Here is a 21247-nt window from a genome sequence, read left to right as displayed (position 1 = left end):
ATAACAAATTATAATTGTCTCTTATTCACAAAATCGTCTCTAAATGTATTAGTTAAATTAACCAAATATTTTATTTTTTTAATATTCTAATTTACATTCTTATTCTTATCTGATATCATACTTAATATAAAATTATTTTCTATAATATCACAGCATTTAAACTAATCTTTTTACATGAATTCACTTACAAGGTTGATTCTCAACCGCAGATAAAATCCACAAATCAAGGTACTTACGAAACCGTTTAAAGAAGAAAGGAGGTCTCTGTTAATATTTATATCGTATGTAGGTAAGTGTATCAATCTGTTATATGAAACAGGAGGGGTTTTATATGAATGAATTAAGCAAGAAGGTCTTATCGTTAATTACCACTGCAGCCATGTGTTTTTCCGGAATATTTTCCTTTACAGCTTTAGCTGCCACGGATTACTGGCAGAATTATACCGATGGAGGCGGAACCGTTAATATGGTGAATGGCTCCGGAGGAAATTTTAGTGTAAACTGGACAAACTGCGGTAACTTCGTAGTTGGAAAAGGATGGGGTGCCGGATCTCCAAACAGAGTGGTCAACTATAATGCCGGTGTATTCTCACCATCAGGTAACAGTTATTTAACGTTTTATGGTTGGACAAGGAATTCCCTGATTGAATATTACGTGGTTGACAGCTGGGGAACCTACAGACCTACCGGAACCTATAAAGGAACTGTGAACAGCGATGGAGCTAATTATGACATCTACACGACCATGCGTTATAACGCTCCTTCTATTGACGGATATCAGACATTTCCACAGTACTGGAGTGTCAGACAATCTAAAAGGCCTACTGGCGGCAATGCCCAGATCAACTTCGGAAACCATGTAAATGCATGGAAAAGCAAGGGTATGAACCTGGGTAATTCCTGGTCCTATCAGGCCTTTTGTGTAGAGGGATATCAAAGCAGCGGTAAAGCAGATGTAACAGTCTGGTAATCCCGTCTGCATTTCCAATAGTCGTTTATTAATATATACTTACCTACATACTATGCAAATATTATAGAACCAGATCGGAAAAAGACTTAGAAAGGGACTTGTCTATGAGGAAAAAGCTGGTCTTGCTTTTGATGGCCGTCGCTGTTTTTTCCTGGGGATGCTCCAAAAAGGAACAGGATCATCTTGTACTGGTGGAAGGCAGGGCTGCTATTGCAGTCTCAACCGGAACCAGCCAGGAAGTACCCGCAATTGAGGACTTTTACATAGGGAAATACGAGGTAACCCAAGAGGAATGGACTGAGGTAATGGGAAGTAATCCTTCCGCTTTTAAAGGCCGCCATCTGCCTGTTGATTCGGTAAGCTGGTATGACAGTATTGAATATTGCAACAGGAGAAGTGAAAAGGAAGGGCTGATTTCCTATTATAAAATTGACAAACAAAATCCGGATCCGAAAAACGTCTGCGATTATGATGATATCAGGTGGACTGTTACAACTGTGGAAGGAGCCCATGGATACCGGCTTCCCACCGAAGCGGAATGGACTTATGCCGCAGGCGGAGGATCACATAGTCAGAAATTTATATATAGCGGAAGTTCTGATGAAGAAGAGACCGTATGGTATTGGAGAAATGCGGGAAAAGAGTATTTAAAGGGAGACTGGTACTGGCCTGATATAGAGGCCAATGAAAATCAGACCCACCCTGTTGGAAGTAAAAAAGCCAATGAACTGGGAATCTTTGATATGTCCGGGAATGTCCGGGAATGGTGTTTTGACTGGTATCAGGATACCACTATTCCAAATGGATTTTACCGGGTATGGAAAGGAGGCGGCTGGGTGGGCGATGTTGCCAGCTGCAGGATATCCTACCGGGGTAAATTCGAACCAAACGGCATAGGGGCTGATATGGGCCTTCGTGTATGCAGGGACAGAGGGTGATTCTGTCCCTGTTTTTTTATTACGGCTGCTATTCTTCTAATGACAGCTTCGCCGCTTTGACGGCATGAATTATCGTTGTATCGAATACAGGCAGATCCGTATCCTCCTGCTTAATTAAAAACCCGATTTCCGTGCAGCCCAGTATCACACCCTGTGCTCCCCGTTTTTTTAACCCCTCAATAATCTGAAGATACCGTTCCTTTGATGTTTCCAAAATAGAGCCAAGACATAATTCGTCAAATATAATACTGTTTACTACTTCAATCTCCTTTGCTTCAGGAATCAGTACCCGAATGCCGGCATTTTCCAGCTTTTCTTTATAAAATTCCTGTGTCATGGTATATTTCGTCCCCAGCAATGCCACTGTGGTAATGTGATTCTGCTTCAATTCTTCCGCTGTCACTTCTGCAATATGTACAATGGGAATGTGAATTCTCTTTTGTATCTGTGGTACCACTTTATGCATGGTATTCGTCGCAATTACAAGGAAATCGGCTCCTGCTTTTTCAAGAGACTCCGCTGCCCCAGATAAAATATCTCCGCTTTTTTCCCAGTCACCTTCTGCCTGGCAGCGCTCGATTTCAGAAAAATCCACACTGTATAACAGAATCTTTGCTGAATGAAACCCTCCCAGTTCCTGCTTTACCGTTTCATTCATGATCTGGTAATAGGTAACTGTACTTTCCCAGCTCATACCTCCAATAATTCCAATTGTTTTCATAATCCATCTCCTCGTTTAAAAGTATTTGCTGTATTCCTCTGTTGGAACAGGATTTTCCAGTCCCAGTACTCTTGGCCACAAGCCGGTATCTGCAATGATAAATCCCATTACCATGCCCATGTGGGTATGCAAATGCCGAAACTGTGCCAAAACAAGGGTAAATCTGTTGTATTCACAGTCCCCTGGCGTGCAGGTTAATTCGTCATCGGTGAGTTTTAAAAGATAATCGGTAAGCTTACGGTTAATCTCTTCAAAATAGTGATTTATTTCTTCTCTTGTAAGCTGTTTAGCTGAGATCACATCCAGATTGTTTAAATCTTTCTCATGAATCTCCGGTTCCCCATATTCTTTATCTCTGGGATTCATAAACCATAGATCCAGGGAATGCAGCATATGGTAAATATGTTTCCAGCACGGCATCTTAGCGTATTCCTTATTCCACAATTCATCGGGAACACAATCAATTACATTTTTCACTTCCCATAGAGCACGGTTGGTCTGATCTTTGATTATCTCAGCCAATGCAGTCTCTTTTCTCACTACTCTGTCAGCCATAGGGTGTCCTTCATGAAACTGAACCAGATCCCAGAGATTTCCATACAGGTCTTCAAACACAGCCACAATACCATAATCCTGCACCTTGGGTTCCCGGATAAATGTAATTCCAAGCTGCTTCATCTCTTCAAAGTCCCTGTTAAAATCATCCGTCCCTAAAAACAGGAATACTCTCCCTCCAGCCTGATTGCCGATAAAGGGTTCCTGTACCGGTTTAGATGCCTTTGCCAGCAGAACCGTGGTTCCATAAGCGCCGGGCGGAGCTACCACAACCCAGCGTTTATCCTGCTCCGGCTGATACGTATCTTCGATCAGATTAAAATGCAGCTTTTTTGTGTAAAAATTAATTGCTTCGTCATAATCCTTTACTACCAGCGCAATATGTACCAGTGCCTGTGTCATAATATTATTCTCCTTCGTATTTAGATCTTAATACGATTTCCTTCTTTATCAAAATTCTTTCTTAATGCAATTTCCGTTGGAATTATGGAAGCCAGCAGTATAACTGTCTGCACCCCTATCACCACAGAACCGAATTCGCCCACTATTTCTGTACCTTTTCCAATAAAAAGCAACATTACCAGAACAGATGGAACCAGCATGCAAAGGCCCATGATCATCCAGTTTTTTCCGCAATGGTGGTGAGCAAACTCCCAGGTATCTTTGTTTTTCATGGACATATTAGTTCGGTATCCCACCAAATGATTTATTTCCCTGGGAGGATTTTTTATAAAAACATAGCCAGTCACGATCATAATGAAAGGGATCATTAGATTCATTACAGTCATAAAAATCCAGAAACCCATACGCTACACACTCCTATCTAAAATTCAGGCTATTTTAACAGTGACTTCAATTGCGTATAAAGTGCCTCCGTTTTTTCCCGACTCTGATCATTTATAATATGCAGTCCTTCTTCGGTTTCAATCAGGATAAAAGGAGCTTTAGAAGCATCGATATATACGTGGGCAGTTTTTCCGTCCGCATCAAACCGGCCTTTTAGAATGGAACCTAAATCAGAACCATTTTTCTTACTTAATCCAAAAGGCATGGTCTCTTCCAGTGTAATCGCTTTTATTCCGTCAAGGGAAATGGTTTCACCATAAAAGGAAGATATCTTCAGGGTATCACCCCCGATTGTATAAACAGGGGGTAATGAAGCCCGGTACAACGTAATACTCACCAAAAGGAGAACTGGAAACATAACAATAAAGATACCAGCAACGATAAACAACGTTTCCTTTTTGCTTTTGCGCATATCTTTCTTATTCTCATATCCCGCCTTATAACACCGGGTATTGGAAATATAAAAGGCTATCCCGATATCAGCGATCAGGAAGATAAAATAAAAAATAAAATAGGGAGTACGATAAACGCTGTCTAAGGGAATGAAAAAAAGTCCTGCAGTCGCGAAAAGTATGAGTAACATAGAAACCCCCATCGTCCGGCATAACTTTTGTGCATTATATTTTTCCTTCTCCTCAGGGCTTGACGTATTATACCCGGCAATGAGAAATGAACCACGTCCTGTCAGTAAAACGGCTGACAATACAAACAACAGTATAAAAATAACCCATACAACAAACATTGCATCAACCTCCTGTACCCCATGATATTATGTACCTGGAATTTAATTGAAACATTTTAGTCTCTTAGTTATCAGAATATTACAAATGGCAGATAAGTTCAAGTCATTTGCATTCTTTATTTTTGACAAATCAGTCTGATTTGAATAACCAGGACTTAACCTGAGGTTATATATCTCTTAAACAGATTAATTAATACTCCATTGAAGTCTGAAAGCATAACCCTCTTAAATTCCATGCTGACCTCCCTGATTCACCCTGGCAAACTCGATAACTCCCTCCTGTACCGTCACATTCCAATGCCAAGCCATACGGCAGAAATTCGAAAAAAAATGATGAAAGTAATTCTGAGTGAACTGGAGAACGGCGATCAGTATTCTTACCTTTATTCTAATGAAGAATTTAAGGAATTAATTAAAAAATACCAGTCTGCGCTGGTAAGGTAAAACAGATTAAGAGCCGGGAGACCATCTCCCCCGGCTCCCGTGGGTCAGGCTTAGTTAAGACTGAGGGGACTTTTCAACAGATTTAGTTTGATTTTGCCGCATATATTCATTATTTATCATTTCTTTCATCTGTTCTGCTGTGCAGTATAATTTCTGTAGTTCTTCCTTTGATATGATTTCTTTAATATCTAAGTCTGCCTGCAAATAATCTCCCCAATCAGGTTTCATGTCATAAAAATCCGGGAGATAATAACAAACTGTTGTACCATATCCTCCATCATATTCCGTTGATACCCTTGTAGTTTTATTTGCCAGATCTATATCATAAATTTCTATATTCACTAAATATTCCTTATCATAATACTGATACATAATTTTATTATTGATTTTTATTAAATCCGGTCCATATAAAGCTTCCACATCAGAAGTAAATTTTATTTTTAAACATTCTTTTTCATCATATGTTACAATTTCCGCATACAATTGATTCTCTTTAAAATAATCCGTATATTGATCCAAATTATTTATTACATCCTGTACTCCAGCATTGTTGTTTAAAGAACCGGCTTCTTCTGATAATTTATTTTTTGTTAATAATAAGGCAGCGGAAAAGAGTATTAGTAAGACCAATAAACAACAAATAGTTATTCCATATTTTTTCATTATTCCATCCTGAATCGTTTATTTATAAAATACACTGGCTTGAATCAACAAAGTTTTGTACTGCACGGACTGTAATTTATTTTCCTTCTCTCCGGCAGGAAATAATGCAAAACCAGAAACAAAAACTGAGAAAGCAAGAAAAACTGTGATCAGTAAGGCAATGAAAATGCCTAAGACATTGGTACCACCATGTTTTTTTATGTACTGTATTGCTTCCCATTCTGTCAATTGGGGGGTTTGCGCCAGAACTTTTAATTCCTTCTTCCGGTAATAAGAATTTGCGTAAACACCAACTAATATATGCAGAATCAGTCCGCTTCCTGGAATGATGGGTGTGAATAAAGTGATAACCCCAAATAAAAAACCCTCTAAATACATTTTTCTGTATACCAGCCAGTATAAGGGGAAAAAGAATGCCGCCCAGTTCCAGCTGCTAAAGTTTTGCTGCATCATTCTGCCACGCCACTGCTTTTCGTAATACCCATAATTTTCTCCTACAAATAATTCCGCTTTCCTTTCATATGTTTTCTGTTGTTCCTCTGTCATAAATACTCCTCCTAAATATAAGATAATCACTTATAATTACCTTATCATTATACATATATTTGTTACAAAAAATAGATATATGTAATATTTAACACGCTGTATGTAATTTTCGGTATAAACTTGTCACTGAATCACTGATTCCATCATAAAATAGTTTTCTGCATGTATCATTAGTTTTTAAATGTGTAATAATATAAAGTGATACAATTTGTATCGATATTTATTTTTTACATTGTATTTTCTTTTATTTATGTTACTATAAAATCAATATAAAAATTATTAGAGGAGGTATCTATGCCAGAATCGATTGTCCGCATCAGCGAAATCCAGTTAACCGATTTAAAAAACACACATTATGGAAAAATTGAGATGCCAGCCTTTGCAGAAAAGAATTATTTTTCAGATAAGGCAGATCTGCTTGGTATCTATGGACAAAACGGTTCGGGAAAAACGGCCGTAATAGAAGCCATGGACATCATTCAGATGCTTTTAGCAGGAAAAGCACTGCCGGAAGACACGGTTCACTATATTTCCGAAGAATCAGGAAGCTCCAGCATCACTGTGAAATTTCTGATTCGTTTCTCTGACAAGTCTATTCTGGCCGAATATACCGCCCTATTCATAAGAGGTGACAGTTTTCCCATGGAGATATCGGGAGAAACGTTAAGTACGGCTGTCTGGAATGGAACCCGGTTTGAAAACAAGAAAACTTTAATTGATTATTCCTCATCATCAAGCGGACCTGTCTTTACACCCAAATACCGTTACGAAGCCCTGGCTAAAAGCGGAGAAGAGATTCGGATTAATTTAAGTGTGGCAAAAAAGCTTGCTCAGAAAAATACTTCCTCCTTTATATTCAGTCAGGAAAGCAGAAGCATCTTTCAGTCAGCACCGGAAGAGATCACCCAGGATTATATGTCAATAATAGAAGCTTTGTACCAATATGCTTCTTTTAATCTGTTTGTTATCTCAAGCGCTCATTCCGGTTCCATCACCACCAGTTCCAGGCTTCCATTTGCGTTTCGTCTAAACCTGGGAAACCGGATTGCAAAAGGTGATTTAACGATCCGTCTTGATGATCCTTCGGTGATCAGCAAGGATCAGTTTCAGCTTGTTACCCAGATTATCGAAGAAATGAATTCTGTTTTAACCTCACTCATTCCAGGACTGACCATAGGAATTCATAACTTTGGAGAACAGCTTCGGGAAAACGGCGCGCCGGGCTACCGGATTCAACTGATATCAAAACGTGGTGAAGTTGTAATCCCCCTTAAATATGAATCCGAAGGGATCATTAAGATTATCTCTGTTCTGAACGTTCTGATGTGCGTCTATAACCACCCTTCCATGTGCCTGATTATCGATGAACTGGATGCTGGAATCTATGAATATCTGTTAGGGGAGATCCTATCTGTATTTGAAAAAGGGGCAAAAGGCCAGCTTATTTTTACGTCCCATAATTTAAGAGCATTGGAAATGATTCACAAAAGAAGCATTCTCTTTTCTACTGCAAATCCGTCCAACCGGTATATCCGGCTTCAGAATGTAAAAAGCAACAATAACCTGCGGGACATGTATTTGCGCAGTATCACACTTGGGGGACAGCCTGAGGAGATTTATGAAGAAACAGACAGTGTAGAGATTGGACGCGCATTCCGGCGTGCCGGAAAGGCGGTTTCCCATGATAAACAGGACTAAAAAAGTCATTCTTTTTATTGCAGAAGGACCCACAGACGAAGAAACCTTAAGCCCTGTTTTGAAGAAGATTTTTCAGAAGGAAGACGTCAGGTTTCATATTGTACATGGGGATCTGACCAGTAACTGGTCGGTAAATGCACAAAATGCAGTAAAAACAGTGAATCAGCACATTGATATAGAACGAAAACGTTATGGATTCGGCAAAAAAGATATATTAAAAGTAATACATCTGGTTGATATGGATGGCGCATTTATCAAGGAGGATCAAGTGGTTTACGCAGATCAGGCGGAAATTCTGTATTTTAACGATCACATTGAAACCCGTTCTCCGGAAACTGTGAATAACCGCAATGTAAGAAAATCACAGATATTATCCCGGCTGTCCCTAACTGGAAAAATTGGCACCATCCCCTACTCTATCTATTACTTCTCCAGAAATCTGGAGCATATATTTCATAACAGCGAAAAAAATCTGACTAATGAAGAAAAAGTCAATTATGCTGATACCTTTGCAGACCGTTACTCTTCAAACCCTTCCGCCTTCCTCTCGTTACTTTCCGATAATGATTTTACTGTTCCCGGCGATTACAGAGATACCTGGGAATTCATCAGCCAGGGCACCAATTCTTTAAACCGCCACAGTAACTTTCATCTTCTCTTTCAGGAATTTCCGGAGAATTAATAACAGGCAGCAGACAGTTGAATACTGTCTGCTGCCTGCTCTGTTAAACGGCTTTTATTCTGTTACAGTTTCTTCTTTTGCTTCCTTTGGCTCTTCTGCTTTTGCAGTTAAATCGCCTGGCTTCATGCTTAAGTTGATTCTGCCCATCTTATCTACTTCCATAACTTTTACAGTAACCATATCTCCAATGTTTACCACATCTTCGACCTTGGCAACTCTCTTATCGGAAAGCTTGGAAATATGAATCATACCGTCTTTGTTAGGAGCAAGCTCTACAAAGGCACCGAAATTCATAACTCTTACTACTTTACCAGTAAAGATCTGTCCTGCTTCAATCTCAGTTACGATGCTCTTAATAATCTGTTTTGCACGGTCGATCATCGCCTGATCAGTTCCGCATACAGAAACACTTCCATCATCAGAAATATCGATCTTCACGCCGGTTTCTTCGATAATCTTGTTGATTACCTTGCCCTGCTTGCCCACTACATCACCGATCTTCTGAGGATCAATGGAAATCTGGTCAATCTTAGGAGCATATTTTCCTACTTCCTTACGAGGCTCTGAAATGGCTTTTGCCATAACCTCATCAAGAATGTAAAGTCTGGCTTCCCTTGTGGTGCGGATTGCTTCTTCAATAATCGGTCTTGTTAAACCGTGAATCTTAATATCCATCTGAATGGCAGTGATTCCCTTATGGGTACCACCTACCTTAAAGTCCATATCTCCAAAGAAATCTTCCAGACCCTGAATATCAGTTAAAACCACATAATCATCATCTGTATCTCCAGTAACCAGACCACAGGAAATTCCTGCTACTGCTGACTTAATGGGTACACCTGCTGCCATTAAGGACATGGAGGAAGAACAGATGCTGGCCTGAGATGTGGAACCATTGGATTCCATAGTCTCGGAAACGGTACGGATTGCATATGGGAATTCCGCTTCTGACGGAAGAACCGGAACAAGGGCTCTTTCTGCCAGCGCGCCATGACCGATCTCGCGGCGTCCCGGTCCTCTGGAAGGTCTTGTCTCTCCTACAGAGAAGGACGGGAAATTATAGTGGTGCATATATCTCTTGGAAGTTTCCATATCATCGATGCCGTCCAGTCTCTGGCTTTCAGATAATGGAGCCAGAGTACAGATATTTAAAATCTGAGTCTGTCCACGGGTGAACATAGCAGAACCGTGCACTCTTGGAAGCATATCGATCTCTGCTGCCAGATGACGGATCTGATTCATGGCACGGCCATCCGGACGCTTGTGATCCTTTAAGATCATCTTGCGGACAGTCTTCTTCTGATACTGATAAATAGCCTCTGAAAGTACAGCCAGCCACTCTTCTTTTTCAGCAAAAGCCTCTTCTAACTTCTTGGTGATATTACGAATGTTCTCTTCTCTTATCTGCTTCTCATCTGTAAAGACGGCAACTTCCATCTCTTCCGGAGTTACGATCTCTTTGATCGCTGCAAATAATTCTTCCGGTACTGCACAGCTGGTATATTCATGCTTTGCTTTTCCGCACTCAGCAACAATGGTATCGATAAACTTAATAATCTCCTGGTTTACCTCATGAGCTTTAAAAATTGCCTGAACCATAACATCTTCCGCAACTTCGTTGGCTCCGGCTTCAATCATAATTACTTTATCTCTGGTGGAAGCAACGGTAAGAGCCATATCAGAAACCTGTTTCTGTGCCTGAGTAGGATTGATCACTAATTCTCCGTCAACAAGTCCTACCTGAGTGGAAGAACATGGGCCGTCAAATGGAATATCAGAGATGCTGGTTGCAATGGCGGAACCGATCATGGCGGTTAATTCCGGAGAACAGTCCTGATCAACTGACATAACGATATTATCAAGAGTTACATCATTGCGGTAATCCTTAGGGAACAGCGGTCTCATGGGACGGTCAATGACACGTGAAGTTAAAACCGAATTCTCAGATGCTTTTCCTTCTCTCTTGTTAAAGCCTCCCGGAATCTTTCCGACTGCATATAATTTTTCTTCGTATTCTACACTCAGAGGGAAGAAATCAATTCCGTCTCTGGGCTTATCGGATGCAGTTGCAGTTGCTAATACAACGGTATCTCCATAGTGCATCAATGCTGCACCACTTGCCTGCTTGGCAACTCTGCCCACTTCAACGGTCAGTGTTCTGCCTGCAAGCTCCATACTGAAACTCTTATACATACTGGTATCTCCTTAAAAATAAATTTATATTAAACAGTAGAAGATGCCGAAACTACTGATCTGCGCGTAAAAAATTCCGTGTTTCAGGCCTTATTTTTACGCGTACATCAGCGGTCTCGGGGGATACTTCTACTTTTAACATTCTTTTCTTAATAGACAGATAGGGTGGAGAAGTTCTCCACCCTAAATGGTTATTATTTTCTGATTCCTAACTTCTCAATTAAAGTACGATATCCTTCAAGATCGGTTTTCTTTAAGTAATCAAGAAGACCTCTTCTCTGTCCAACCATCATCAGAAGACCTCTTCTGGAATGATGATCCTTTGGATTCTGCTGAAGATGACCTGTTAACTCTGTGATTCTCTCTGTCAGAATTGCGATCTGAACTTCCGGTGAACCTGTATCGCCAGGCTTTCTGCCATATTCAGAAATAATAGCTGCTTTCTTTTCCTTTGAAATCATGTTGATTTCCTCCTTAAATTTAAGATTCTCACCTTGTACCAAGCAATGGATGGAGTGTCCGAAATACCGGGTACCGGCGCGCATTCATACTGATATAGTTTACCACAGGGGCAAATAGTTGTCAAATACTTATATCCTCTTTTTATATTGTTGCCGGATCTTAAAATCTGATACCAGCCGCCTTATATTTACAGATCCAAATCCCGGTTAAGCTCCATATATTTTCCAAAATCCGTCTGTTTCATTTTGTTTAAAAGGCATTTTCGAATCTCTTCCATGTTGCTTTTTTTCAATCGTTTTCCTTCAACCAGACATTCTCCGGCCACATAAACAGAATCTACATTGGACGGATTGGCGCTGTAAACAAGGGCCGAATAGGGATCATAGACAGGAAACATATTGGCAGAATCCGTCTCTATCACTACCAGATCTGCCTGCTTTCCCGGTTCCAGAGATCCGGTTATGCCATCAAGCCCCAGGGCTTTTGCTCCCTTTATGGTTGCCATCTCAACAATGTCTTTTGCAGGAAATGCGCTTCTGTCCTTTGTCTCATTTTTATGAAAATCTGCACACAGTTTCATCTGGGTCAGTATATCCAGCGTATTTCCGCTTGCGGGTCCGTCTGTTCCAAGACCAACTGCAATCCCTCTCTGATTCATACCGCTCACCGGAGCAACTCCCTTGGCAGCTTTTGTATTGGACCCGATACAGTGGGCAACGGACGCGTGGTTTTCTTTTAGAAGATCTAAATCCTCTTCTGTCATATGAATGCAATGTGCAGCCAGTGTTTCTTTTCCAAGTACTCCAATGCTGTTTAAAAAACTGACTGGTGTCATGTTTTTCTCTTTTTCAAAATATTCCATCTCATAATCCATTTCCGCCGTATGAAGGGTGAAGGGAACTCCATAGGAAGAATCAATTCTGTACGCCTCTTTTAATAGATCGGGAGAACAGGTGGTGGTGCCGTGGGGCGCGATGCAGGCGGTAATTCTTGGGTGGTTTTTATATTTCTTAATTAAATTCTCCCCGTAGGCAATGGCTTCCCCCGGATCCTTAAAATCACAGGCTCCCTCATCCATAACGGTCTGCCCGGCGATTGCTCTGAGTCCAATCTCATCCATGGCTTTTGCAGCCTCTTCTTCGTAATAATACATATCCATTACCGTGGTGACACCGGAAAGAAGCATTTCTGCGGCTGCATAGCGGGTAGAGAGATACACCAGTTCTTCATCCATGGATTTTTGCTCCATGGGAATCAGAAAGACCCGGAGACGGTCCTTACAGTCATCTCCAAGACCCCGGAACGGAATCATTCCCATGTGGGTATGAAGATTTATCATGCCGGGCATTACGATTGCGTTTCTGGCATCCAGCAGTGTTACATCCGCCAGGCCGGCATCTCCCTTTAAGTCCTTCATTTCTCCTGTCATTGTGATCACGTCATCTTCAAACATCACAAAACCCGGATTATAGATTTCCCCTTTTTGATTCATGGTTACTACTGTAGCATTTACAATTACCGTTCTCACACTTTTCAACCTTTTCCTTTTTCATACTCGTATTTTTCCACCAGGGAAATTCCCTGCCTGTCTTTCGTATCAAACAATCCCTTGTCACTGAGCTTTAACTCCGGAGAAACCAACAGAGTTAAGGTTGAAATGGACATGATCACATTGCTGTTTTGATATCCCATATCTTCAATCTCCCGGCGAACTTCTCCCAGGCTTTTGGAAAGCTTATAAAGCCCCTCATCAGAAAGGATTCCGCCTACAGGAAGATTTACAAAAGCGGTTATCTCTCCCTCTCTGGCTGTTACGTAGCCTCCCTGCATGTGAACCACGCGGTTCTGGGCCAGAAGCATATCCTTTGGTGAATTTCCAAGAACCAGAAGGTTGTGGCTGTCATGACTCCAGGTGGTTGCCACAGCGCCTGGAAGTTTTAATCCATTCTCTACCAGACCGTAGGAGACATTGCCGTTTTTGCCGTATCTTTCATAAACCACAGCAAGGCACAGCCCTGCGTCCTGCCAGCAAAGGCAGTGGTCTTTTACTGCAATCCTGCGTTTTATATGGCAGACTCTGGTTCCATACTCCTGTACCTGCATGACTGACACAACTGCCTCTCCGTCCTTTATTTTACAACGGTTTAGTTTAAAGTCTGATTCTAAGGCAATTCTGCATTTTACAGACTGGTAGAACTCATCGGGATATCTGGTCTTTTCTTCTTTAGAAGGGGTCTCATAAAGCTTTCCCTTTTTATAAACTGCCAGAGGATTGAAATGGATCAGATCTTCTAAAATAATAAAATCAGCCAGTTTCCCGGGTGCTATCATTCCCCGATCGTTTAATCCCATTCTTCTGGCTGGAGTCAGAGTACTGCAATAAACAGCCTTCTCTGCAGGCATTCCCTGTTCCACTGCCAGACGAAGAATCCGGTTTAAATGTCCGGTTACCAGATGATCCGGCATGACATCATCTGTCACAAGTGCCACATTTTCATAAAGCTCATGGGACACAACCGCAGATACCACATCATTGGTTAAGGATTTTGCCTGAAGTTCCAGAAACATGCCCATATCCGTTTTTTCCAGGACAGACTCCGGCGTCTGCTGGGTATGATCTGCATCCACTCCGCCTCTTATAAATGCTGCCAGATCCCTTCCTGTAAGAGATGGGCAATGACCTTCAATCTTAATATCCCGGCTGGCTGTCTGGCATAATTTAATCAGGCGTTTTATTTTTGTATCTTCCTGGGAAACTAAATCCCTGTGATTCATCACTTCTCCCAGGCAGATGACCCGGCCGTCTTCTAACAGCTTTAAAACCTCTTCTTCTCCCATTACACCGCCGGTAGTCTCATACGCTTCACCTGCTGCTGGAACACTGGAGGGGATGGCATAATAGATATCAAGATCCGTTTTTACTTCCATGAACCGGCTGATACCTTCCATTCCAAATACATTGGCTATCTCATGAGGATCTGCGACTACCGTCGTGACTCCCCAGGGAAGAACCGCTCTGGAAAATTCCGCTGGTCCGATCATGGAACTCTCCATATGCATATGGATATCAATCAGTCCCGGTATGATATAGTTTTCCTTTGCATCTACCACATGGTCCGCCTCATAACAGGAAGCAGGGGAAACGTCATAAAACTTTTCCCCCACTACTGCAATGTCCGCTTTTTCAAAACACTGCCTGTATGTCCGGTAGACCCATCCATTCTGAATCAGTAAGTCAACCTTCATATTCTCATTCCTTAGCTGTTAATAATACGGTTCCACTGGTCAATCCAGTCTTTTAAAAGTGGGTTTACAAAGGAATAATCAAGAACCTTTGCATTTTCAGCAGCTTTCCCGTATGTCATATTTTTTGCATTTTCTTCTTCAACCGTTACCTGATTGTTGGTTGGTGCTTCATTGAGTGCCTTGCTTGTTTTGTCCTGAAGTTCCTTGCTTAAGCGGTAATTGATATATGCATAAGCCAGTTCTTTGTCCTTGCAGTTTTTGGTAATACTGATGGTATTGAAGTTTGCATAGGTCACATCAGGGGTAACATACACTAAATCCGGATTGGCTTCTTTAATGGTAGGAACGCCGAAATCTCCTACGATAGCAGCTTTGATCTCACCAGAGGTAAACATATTGATTAAGTCAGAAGATTTTGCATAGGTCTTAACCAGGTTAGGCTTTAATTCTTCCAGTGCCTTAAAAGCAGCCTCTCCCTTATCAGTCGTAACATCAACGCCTGCATGATTGCTTGCCATATAAACCATAGCAGGACCGAAGGTAGTGGTGATATCCGGAATTGCAACGCTTCCTTCTAATTCCGCTTTCCAAAGATCATCAAAGCTGTTGATTTCAAATCCAACCGCTTTTGGATCATACATAATGCCAATGCTGTTAATGGTATAGGCAACACCCTGTCCGGCATCTGCCATGTTTTTTGCGGACACGATTAAGTTCTTGCTGTTTTCAATCTTAGATAAATCTAAGGTCTCAAATAATCCCTCTTCGATTCCCTTAGCAGTCATTGCCTGGGATAACTCGATTACATCAATGGTGCTCTGAGAATCTGCAGACAGCTTTGTATAACGCTCATTGGTGCTTCCTGTCTCTGTTACAATTTTGCAGCCAAACTGGTCTTCAAAAGGTTTGTATACTTCTTCTTCCGAAATATCTTCGCTTAATCCGTAAGTGGATAATACCAGTTTCTTTTCTCCGCCAGCTGCACTTTTTTCTGGGGCAGTGCCCTGCTCTGCAGTGGTGCCTGTTCCTGCAGTCGTGCTTTCTCCTGTACTCTTAGCAGCGCCGCAGCCTGACAGTGCGATGGCTGCACATAAAGATAATGCCAATACTTTTTTCATAATTTTAATCCTCTCTTTTTATCATTTGCCGGCTTTATTGCCGTTGTTACTTATTTACAAGAATGAGCTTTGACTCAGGAAGATACAGACGGATGGTACTGCCCTCTTCATAAACCTCTTCTGCCGGTCTGCTTACCAGGAACTTGCCTTCCGCTGTCAGCACTTCATACTGATAGCTTTTTCCCAAAAATGTCCGGACGCCTACTGTTCCAGTAAGAATATTCCGGTCTTCCGACTCGCCTGCAATTCTAATATCTTCCGGCCTGATTGTACCTGCCAGAGAATCGCCGTTTCTGTCAGACTCTACTGTAAATACTGTACCAGCCTGGGTTTTATATACATTCCCTTCTTTATTTAACGTAAGGAAATTTTCAAAACCGATAAATCTGGCGACAAATTCTGTTTCCGGTCTCTGATATATGTTCTCCGGGGTATCAAACTGCTCAATCACTCCCTGATTCATAACCGCTACCTTATCAGAGATGGAGAAACATTCTTCCTGGTCATGGGTAACAAATAAGGTGGTAATCCCAAGTTTTTTCTGAATCCGCTTAATCTCCATACGCATGTTGATCCGGAGCTTTGCATCTAAATTGCTAAGGGGCTCGTCAAGGAGTAAAAGCTTTGGCTCAATTACCAGGGCTCTTGCAAGGGCAACTCTCTGTCTCTGCCCGCCTGACATCTGCTGGGGAAAACGTTTTTCAAATTCTGAAAGACCGCAGACTTCCAAAATTTTTTTAACCTTCTGATCAATCTGCTGTTTATCAAGCTTTCTCATTTTTAAACCAAAAGCAACGTTATCATAAACATTCAGATGAGGGAACAGTGCATAGCTCTGGAACACAATACCAAAGTTCCTTTTATGAACCGGAACCTTTGTTAAGTCTTCCCCGTCAAGGGAAAATACTCCGTTCTCAGGCTCTATAAATCCAGCTACAACACGAAGAGTGGTGGTTTTCCCACACCCGCTGGGGCCTAATAATGACACCAGCTCCCCTTCCTTTACTTCCAGATTTAATCCTTTTAACACCTGTTTTTTCTTATCATAACGGACATCAATATCCTTCAGTGTCATATATGCCATATCACATTCCTCCTATTTCGCCAGGGCGGCTATTCCCAGTGTTTTATCTACAATTACCATCATAAGAACTGTAACCGCCATCAATAATACGGATACTGCCGACACCGTAGGGTCATAATTATATTCAATATAATTCATCAAAGTCGCCGGAAAGGTGGATACTCCCGGACCGGAAAGAAACATGGATACCGGTATGTTATTAAAGGAATTGATAAATGCCAGCATGAATGCAGCAGAGATTCCGGAGGTAATATTAGGAAGCACAACCCGGAAAAATGCACGGAGTTTTCCGCAGCCTAAACTCCATGCTGCTTCCTCTGTGGAAAAATCAAACTGCTCAAGGCTGGAACCCACCACCCGGATCACATAGGGCAGGGTTACCATAAAATGTCCGGCTAATAATCCCATAAATACTGGCACTCTCAAAGTTAAAACCAGGAACTGATAAAGGACAAAACCGATTACGATTCCCGGTACTATGGTAGGGGAAAGAAAAACGGATTTGATCAGATTTTTACCCTTTAATCCGGATCTGGCCAGAGCATAGGCTGCTGGTATTCCCACCAGCAGGGCAATGACGGTAGCCAGCATGGCAATCTCAAGACTGGTTAAAAATGAGATACGGAAGGATTTTGTGGTAAATACCTTTACAAACCATTTCACAGAAAAGGATTCTATGGGAAAGGTGATTGCACTGCCCTTGCCAAAAGCGGTAACTGTAATAATAATCAGCGGCAACATTAAAAAACCAAATACGAGAACGGCAAAAACAGTCAGCATCTTATTTTTACGCATGGTCTCCTCCTCTCTTGTCCAGTCTTGCTGCCAGTGAATTGAATCCTTTGATTACAGCAAGTGTTACAACAATCATGATCAGGGAAATAACGGCTGCGCCATCCCAGTCTCCCACACTCATGGCTCTCTGGTAAATAAACGTGGAAAGAACCATGTTTTTATTTCCACCCAACAGCTGGGGAGTGGTATAAGCGGTCAGGGTTCCTGTAAATACTAAAATCCCGCCCACAATGATGCCCGGCAGGCTCATGGGGAAAATCACCTTCATAAAAGCACGGATTCTGTTTGCTCCAAGACTTATAGCCGCCTCCATCATATCATCACCAATATTTTCCATGACACCAGCCACAGTAACGATCATAAGGGGAAGAAATAAATAAACCGAACCAATAATAATGGCAAAGTCCGTATAAAGCAGCTTAAGGGGTTTTTCCACAATTCCCGCTGTAACCAGTATCCGGTTAATCAGACCGTTGCTCCCTAAAATATTAATCCAGGCAAAGCTTCGGATTACAGAATTGGTCATCATGGGAAATATGGAAACAGACAAGAGGATCCCTCTCCATTTCTTCCCGCACCGGCTGATAAAATATGCGGTGGGAACTCCAAGTACCATGCAAAATCCGGTGGTTAAGCACGCAACCTTTACCGTTCTTACAAAGATTTTCCGATAATATTCATCCTGGAAAAATGACACATATGCGCTTAAGGGATATTCTCCTGTATGAAGAGATGGAATCAATACTCTCAAAAGCGGAAGGAACAGACATACTGCCAGAATTACCAGCCCGGGAATTATCATTACAAATGCACTGCGTTTCTTCATTTTAACCTCTCCATGCTTTCAGCACTCCAAACGTTGCTGTTTCTTATAACTACTTATAAGTACAATTAATTTATATCTATACATTTATTATAATTTATGATATACTGTACGTCAAATACATATAATCTATATTTTCTATGCAGTAAAGCTATAGGCAACCAAGAAAAAGGAGAAATCAGCCATGGATTTAAAAGAAGCCCGATACATTCTTGCAATTTCCAGAAATAAAAGCATCAGCAAAGCTGCGGAAACGCTTTTTATTTCCCAGCCGTCCTTAAGCAAGTATTTAAAAAATTTAGAGCAGCAGCTTGGAACCCGTTTATTTGACCGGGTCGGAAGCGGTTATTATCCCACTTATATCGGAGAGCGTTACATTCATTATGCAGAAAAAATAGTGGAATACGGATTGGAATGGAATATTGAATTTGATGATATTATGCACCATAACCACGGCCGTCTAAACATCGCTCTCCCCATCATGCTTGGCAACAGTCTGATTGGTCCCACACTGATGAGATTTCACAGGCTTTATCCAAATGTCACCGTCAATATGATGGAGGAAGTCAATTTTGTAGCCGAACACACCTTAAGGGATCATACGGTGGACTTAACCTTTTATAATGTGCATGAGTTTCCTACTGATCTGGATTATCAGATTATTGGGAAAGAGGAAATGATTCTTGTGTTATCTGCAGAGAATCCACTGGCAAAAAAAGCAATCAAAAAAGAAGGCTTTCAATATCCGTGGATTGATTTAAGCCTTCTGTCCGGGGAATCCTTTATTCTTCTTTATCCTGATCAGAATACGGGAGGAATCGCATTAAAGCTCTTTGAAGAATATGAAATGGAACCAGAAATCCTGCTTCATACCCGTAACAGCGAAATGTCCATCCGTCTTGCCATGGAGGGGCTGGGTGCTGCCTTCGCACCGGAAAGTTATTATCACTATTTAAGAAACAGAGAACCTTCCTCTTCTGTCTGTCTTTCCGTGGGAAAAACCAGAAACGATAATACACTGATTGCAGCTTATCAGAAAAACCGGTATCTGCCCAAATACGCCAAAGCATTTTTGGATATTCTCACAGAATATTATGAAACCGAGCATGCTGCCTGTTTTCCAAATTAAATGAAAGAAAACGCGTCTGGAAAACCAGACGCGCCTTTTTACATGGTCATCATTGCGACTCCAAATAAAATGATCAAATCAAGCAACAAACAGACACCTGTAACACAGATGGAAAATACGGCCAGATTCTTTTTTTGTGGTGTAACAGATCTGCTGATAATCAGGGTGCTTGACAACAGACCAAGACACAACCCGATTAATCCGCAAAATGCCCAGCCACCTAATGACAGGATTGCAGACAAAATGTAAGTCCATTTCGGTATATTTTCGAAAGGAACGTAAGGTGCTTTTGAGTTTAAATAAACTCCATCCACAGCCAGGTCAACTTTTCTGCCTATTGCAGTCAGATGAACTGTGGTTCCGTCAAGATCAAGGGGAACATCAAACAGACGAATAAACAGGCTTTTGTTCTTAATTGGGGTTGAAGCACCGTCAACAACTGCCTTCGCTTTAAAAGCTCCCGGTTTAAATGCAATCTCATGATTCACTCCGTTTACTGTAACATTCCATTTGCTTTTCATACTAATTCTCTCCAATTTCATAATTTATCTATAATAGCAAAAAACGAATGCTATTTGATACCAGCTGCAATCAGCTGTAATTTTCCAGCTGTCTGCTCATCTAAATCCCCAAAGTATGGAAGCCCCTCCGGTGACTGATCATAAAGAACTTTATATAAAACACAGGCAGAAAGATAAGTGCCTGCTGGTGACGGATGGTTTTCATCCTCATCCCATAACTCGACCTCCGGAAACTGGGATGAACATCTCATAAAAGCGATACCAGCAGGAGCCAGCATGGCATCCAGCTCTTTTGCGATATTGATATAATGGCTGGCTATTTCTGTCTGCATCTCATCTCTGGACTCCCTATATTTAAGCCCTGCCAGAAGATCGATTGAGATCCCTTCTTTAAAAGCCCATGTCATGAAAAATACCGGCTCTCCCTGTGCCTGGCGGATCAGGGAATCAAGGGTTCTGGCTGCTGAATACATGGTTTCTTCTCCCATGGTGGCAATACCGCTTTGCTCCTGTAAAATCACATAATCCCATGTGTAATTTTCCAGAGCATCGTATACCTGGCTTCCAACTTCATCCTCCCGGTCAGCAAAATATTCCAGACGATAGGAACCTTCTGTCAGTTCATATACATCAGCCATAAATCCACCGCTTTGGCTTAACTGAGTAAATACAGACGGCAGGTCATTGGTATACGTCATACTGTTTCCCAAAAATAAAACCGAAGGCTGGTCTTTTACCGGGTCTGGTTTCTTTAAATCCATATTTTGTGTAAAATCCATAGGCTGGACTTTCTCTCTTTTCAAGGCGCTGGATATTAGTAAGTATCCACCAATTAACAATGCAGCAAATACTGCTAAAACAATGATAACAATCTTTTTTATTGTTGATTTCATACTCCCACTCCTCTGCTTTTTCTTTTATTTGTATCGGCACAAATTAGAAATAATATAGGGATTGAGAGAAATTCGTTACTTTTTGTTAAATTTCAACAATTATGTTTTAATTTTAGTAACCAATTATATACAGTTATAAAAAGAAAGAGCCGATAACCGCATAATTACTTATGCATGC

Annotated in this window: 21 protein-coding genes; 5 read left to right on the top strand and 16 right to left on the bottom strand. The window is 41.3% G+C overall.

From position 1 onward, the window contains the following. Positions 1-331: 331 nt before the first annotated feature. Both xynA and ABS301_RS25490 read left to right on the top strand, forming a co-directional pair. The gene (xynA, locus tag ABS301_RS25495; protein WP_349674848.1) at positions 332-970 is read left to right on the top strand and encodes an endo-1,4-beta-xylanase XynA; all 639 of its coding nucleotides are present in this window, start codon (positions 332-334) and stop codon (positions 968-970) included. A gap of 104 nt (positions 971-1074) precedes the next feature. Beyond that, the gene (locus tag ABS301_RS25490) at positions 1075-1908 is read left to right on the top strand and encodes a formylglycine-generating enzyme family protein (RefSeq protein WP_349674847.1); all 834 of its coding nucleotides are present in this window, start codon (positions 1075-1077) and stop codon (positions 1906-1908) included. Positions 1909-1936: 28 nt separating this feature from the next. Here the strand turns inward: ABS301_RS25490 and ABS301_RS25485 are convergent, their stop codons facing one another. From ABS301_RS25485 to ABS301_RS25460, 6 genes are all read right to left on the bottom strand, one after another. Then, positions 1937-2629, bottom strand: a complete 693-nt coding sequence (locus tag ABS301_RS25485; protein ID WP_349674846.1) for an aspartate/glutamate racemase family protein — start codon at positions 2627-2629, stop codon at positions 1937-1939. A 15-nt stretch (positions 2630-2644) separates the two neighbouring features. Continuing rightward, on the bottom strand, positions 2645-3586 hold the full coding sequence (locus ABS301_RS25830; protein WP_502878005.1) for a VOC family protein: 942 nt from the start codon (positions 3584-3586) through the stop codon (positions 2645-2647). A gap of 20 nt (positions 3587-3606) precedes the next feature. Further along, positions 3607-3990, bottom strand: coding sequence for an SdpI family protein (locus ABS301_RS25475; RefSeq protein ID WP_349674845.1), 384 nt, complete (start codon positions 3988-3990; stop codon positions 3607-3609). A 29-nt stretch (positions 3991-4019) separates the two neighbouring features. Continuing rightward, entirely contained in the window at positions 4020-4772 is a 753-nt protein-coding gene (locus tag ABS301_RS25470; protein WP_349674844.1) for a DUF3784 domain-containing protein, read from the bottom strand. Between the two features lie 498 nt (positions 4773-5270). Beyond that, positions 5271-5879, bottom strand: a complete 609-nt coding sequence (locus ABS301_RS25465) for a hypothetical protein (protein WP_349674843.1) — start codon at positions 5877-5879, stop codon at positions 5271-5273. Positions 5880-5897: 18 nt separating this feature from the next. Then, the gene (locus tag ABS301_RS25460) at positions 5898-6425 is read right to left on the bottom strand and encodes a DUF2628 domain-containing protein (protein WP_349674842.1); all 528 of its coding nucleotides are present in this window, start codon (positions 6423-6425) and stop codon (positions 5898-5900) included. A 294-nt stretch (positions 6426-6719) separates the two neighbouring features. Between ABS301_RS25460 and ABS301_RS25455 the strand changes: the two genes are divergently transcribed. Beyond that, complete coding sequence (locus ABS301_RS25455) at positions 6720-8123, top strand: AAA family ATPase (protein WP_349674841.1); 1404 nt, start codon at positions 6720-6722, stop codon at positions 8121-8123. Continuing rightward, positions 8107-8805: a hypothetical protein gene (locus ABS301_RS25450; protein ID WP_349674840.1), complete on the top strand. Its 699-nt coding sequence runs from the start codon at positions 8107-8109 to the stop codon at positions 8803-8805. The genes ABS301_RS25455 and ABS301_RS25450 overlap by 17 nt, the downstream gene beginning before the upstream one ends. Before the next feature lie 54 nt (positions 8806-8859). Here the strand turns inward: ABS301_RS25450 and ABS301_RS25445 are convergent, their stop codons facing one another. The 8 genes from ABS301_RS25445 to ABS301_RS25410 all read right to left on the bottom strand — a co-directional run bounded on the left by ABS301_RS25445 (position 8860) and on the right by ABS301_RS25410 (position 18529). Then, on the bottom strand, positions 8860-10998 hold the full coding sequence (locus ABS301_RS25445) for a polyribonucleotide nucleotidyltransferase (protein WP_349674839.1): 2139 nt from the start codon (positions 10996-10998) through the stop codon (positions 8860-8862). A gap of 194 nt (positions 10999-11192) precedes the next feature. Continuing rightward, positions 11193-11459 (bottom strand): 30S ribosomal protein S15, encoded by a 267-nt coding sequence (rpsO, locus tag ABS301_RS25440; protein ID WP_349667532.1) that lies wholly within the window; start codon positions 11457-11459, stop codon positions 11193-11195. Positions 11460-11647: 188 nt separating this feature from the next. Continuing rightward, positions 11648-12988, bottom strand: a complete 1341-nt coding sequence (locus ABS301_RS25435) for an amidohydrolase (protein WP_349674838.1) — start codon at positions 12986-12988, stop codon at positions 11648-11650. A 5-nt stretch (positions 12989-12993) separates the two neighbouring features. Next, positions 12994-14706 carry an adenine deaminase C-terminal domain-containing protein gene (locus tag ABS301_RS25430; protein WP_349674837.1) on the bottom strand — a complete coding sequence of 571 codons (1713 nt, stop codon included), beginning with the start codon at positions 14704-14706 and terminating at the stop codon, positions 12994-12996. An 11-nt stretch (positions 14707-14717) separates the two neighbouring features. After that, on the bottom strand, positions 14718-15824 hold the full coding sequence (locus ABS301_RS25425; protein WP_349674836.1) for an ABC transporter substrate-binding protein: 1107 nt from the start codon (positions 15822-15824) through the stop codon (positions 14718-14720). 46 nt (positions 15825-15870) lie between these two features. Then, entirely contained in the window at positions 15871-16908 is a 1038-nt protein-coding gene (locus ABS301_RS25420) for an ABC transporter ATP-binding protein (RefSeq protein ID WP_349674835.1), read from the bottom strand. A gap of 12 nt (positions 16909-16920) precedes the next feature. After that, positions 16921-17703 carry an ABC transporter permease gene (locus ABS301_RS25415; RefSeq protein WP_349674834.1) on the bottom strand — a complete coding sequence of 261 codons (783 nt, stop codon included), beginning with the start codon at positions 17701-17703 and terminating at the stop codon, positions 16921-16923. Continuing rightward, on the bottom strand, positions 17696-18529 hold the full coding sequence (locus ABS301_RS25410) for an ABC transporter permease (RefSeq protein ID WP_349674833.1): 834 nt from the start codon (positions 18527-18529) through the stop codon (positions 17696-17698). Before ABS301_RS25410 ends, ABS301_RS25415 begins: the two co-directional genes overlap by 8 nt. A gap of 181 nt (positions 18530-18710) precedes the next feature. Between ABS301_RS25410 and ABS301_RS25405 the strand changes: the two genes are divergently transcribed. Further along, on the top strand, positions 18711-19655 hold the full coding sequence (locus ABS301_RS25405; RefSeq protein ID WP_349674832.1) for a LysR family transcriptional regulator: 945 nt from the start codon (positions 18711-18713) through the stop codon (positions 19653-19655). Between the two features lie 38 nt (positions 19656-19693). Here the strand turns inward: ABS301_RS25405 and ABS301_RS25400 are convergent, their stop codons facing one another. After that, positions 19694-20176: a hypothetical protein gene (locus ABS301_RS25400; protein WP_349674831.1), complete on the bottom strand. Its 483-nt coding sequence runs from the start codon at positions 20174-20176 to the stop codon at positions 19694-19696. A 50-nt stretch (positions 20177-20226) separates the two neighbouring features. Further along, the gene (locus ABS301_RS25395) at positions 20227-21069 is read right to left on the bottom strand and encodes an SGNH/GDSL hydrolase family protein (protein ID WP_349674830.1); all 843 of its coding nucleotides are present in this window, start codon (positions 21067-21069) and stop codon (positions 20227-20229) included. Between the last annotated feature and the right edge of the window lie 178 nt (positions 21070-21247).

It is taken from the genome of Lacrimispora sp. (assembly GCF_031982545.1).
GTDB lineage: Bacteria > Bacillota > Clostridia > Lachnospirales > Lachnospiraceae > Lacrimispora.
The sequence above is the reverse complement of the archived record's forward strand: the minus strand, read 5'-3'. Positions and strand labels throughout refer to the sequence as shown.

Coding starts and splice junctions, on each gene's coding strand:
- xynA (WP_349674848.1), top strand. CDS start 332: ATGAATGAATTAAGCAAGAAGGTCTTATCGTTAATTACCACTGCAGCC.
- ABS301_RS25490 (WP_349674847.1), top strand. CDS start 1,075: ATGAGGAAAAAGCTGGTCTTGCTTTTGATGGCCGTCGCTGTTTTTTCC.
- ABS301_RS25485 (WP_349674846.1), bottom strand. CDS start 2,629: ATGAAAACAATTGGAATTATTGGAGGTATGAGCTGGGAAAGTACAGTT.
- ABS301_RS25830 (WP_502878005.1), bottom strand. CDS start 3,586: ATGACACAGGCACTGGTACATATTGCGCTGGTAGTAAAGGATTATGAC.
- ABS301_RS25475 (WP_349674845.1), bottom strand. CDS start 3,990: ATGGGTTTCTGGATTTTTATGACTGTAATGAATCTAATGATCCCTTTC.
- ABS301_RS25470 (WP_349674844.1), bottom strand. CDS start 4,772: ATGTTTGTTGTATGGGTTATTTTTATACTGTTGTTTGTATTGTCAGCC.
- ABS301_RS25465 (WP_349674843.1), bottom strand. CDS start 5,879: ATGAAAAAATATGGAATAACTATTTGTTGTTTATTGGTCTTACTAATA.
- ABS301_RS25460 (WP_349674842.1), bottom strand. CDS start 6,425: ATGACAGAGGAACAACAGAAAACATATGAAAGGAAAGCGGAATTATTT.
- ABS301_RS25455 (WP_349674841.1), top strand. CDS start 6,720: ATGCCAGAATCGATTGTCCGCATCAGCGAAATCCAGTTAACCGATTTA.
- ABS301_RS25450 (WP_349674840.1), top strand. CDS start 8,107: ATGATAAACAGGACTAAAAAAGTCATTCTTTTTATTGCAGAAGGACCC.
- ABS301_RS25445 (WP_349674839.1), bottom strand. CDS start 10,998: ATGTATAAGAGTTTCAGTATGGAGCTTGCAGGCAGAACACTGACCGTT.
- rpsO (WP_349667532.1), bottom strand. CDS start 11,459: ATGATTTCAAAGGAAAAGAAAGCAGCTATTATTTCTGAATATGGCAGA.
- ABS301_RS25430 (WP_349674837.1), bottom strand. CDS start 14,706: ATGAAGGTTGACTTACTGATTCAGAATGGATGGGTCTACCGGACATAC.
- ABS301_RS25425 (WP_349674836.1), bottom strand. CDS start 15,824: ATGAAAAAAGTATTGGCATTATCTTTATGTGCAGCCATCGCACTGTCA.
- ABS301_RS25420 (WP_349674835.1), bottom strand. CDS start 16,908: ATGGCATATATGACACTGAAGGATATTGATGTCCGTTATGATAAGAAA.
- ABS301_RS25415 (WP_349674834.1), bottom strand. CDS start 17,703: ATGCGTAAAAATAAGATGCTGACTGTTTTTGCCGTTCTCGTATTTGGT.
- ABS301_RS25410 (WP_349674833.1), bottom strand. CDS start 18,529: ATGAAGAAACGCAGTGCATTTGTAATGATAATTCCCGGGCTGGTAATT.
- ABS301_RS25405 (WP_349674832.1), top strand. CDS start 18,711: ATGGATTTAAAAGAAGCCCGATACATTCTTGCAATTTCCAGAAATAAA.
- ABS301_RS25400 (WP_349674831.1), bottom strand. CDS start 20,176: ATGAAAAGCAAATGGAATGTTACAGTAAACGGAGTGAATCATGAGATT.
- ABS301_RS25395 (WP_349674830.1), bottom strand. CDS start 21,069: ATGAAATCAACAATAAAAAAGATTGTTATCATTGTTTTAGCAGTATTT.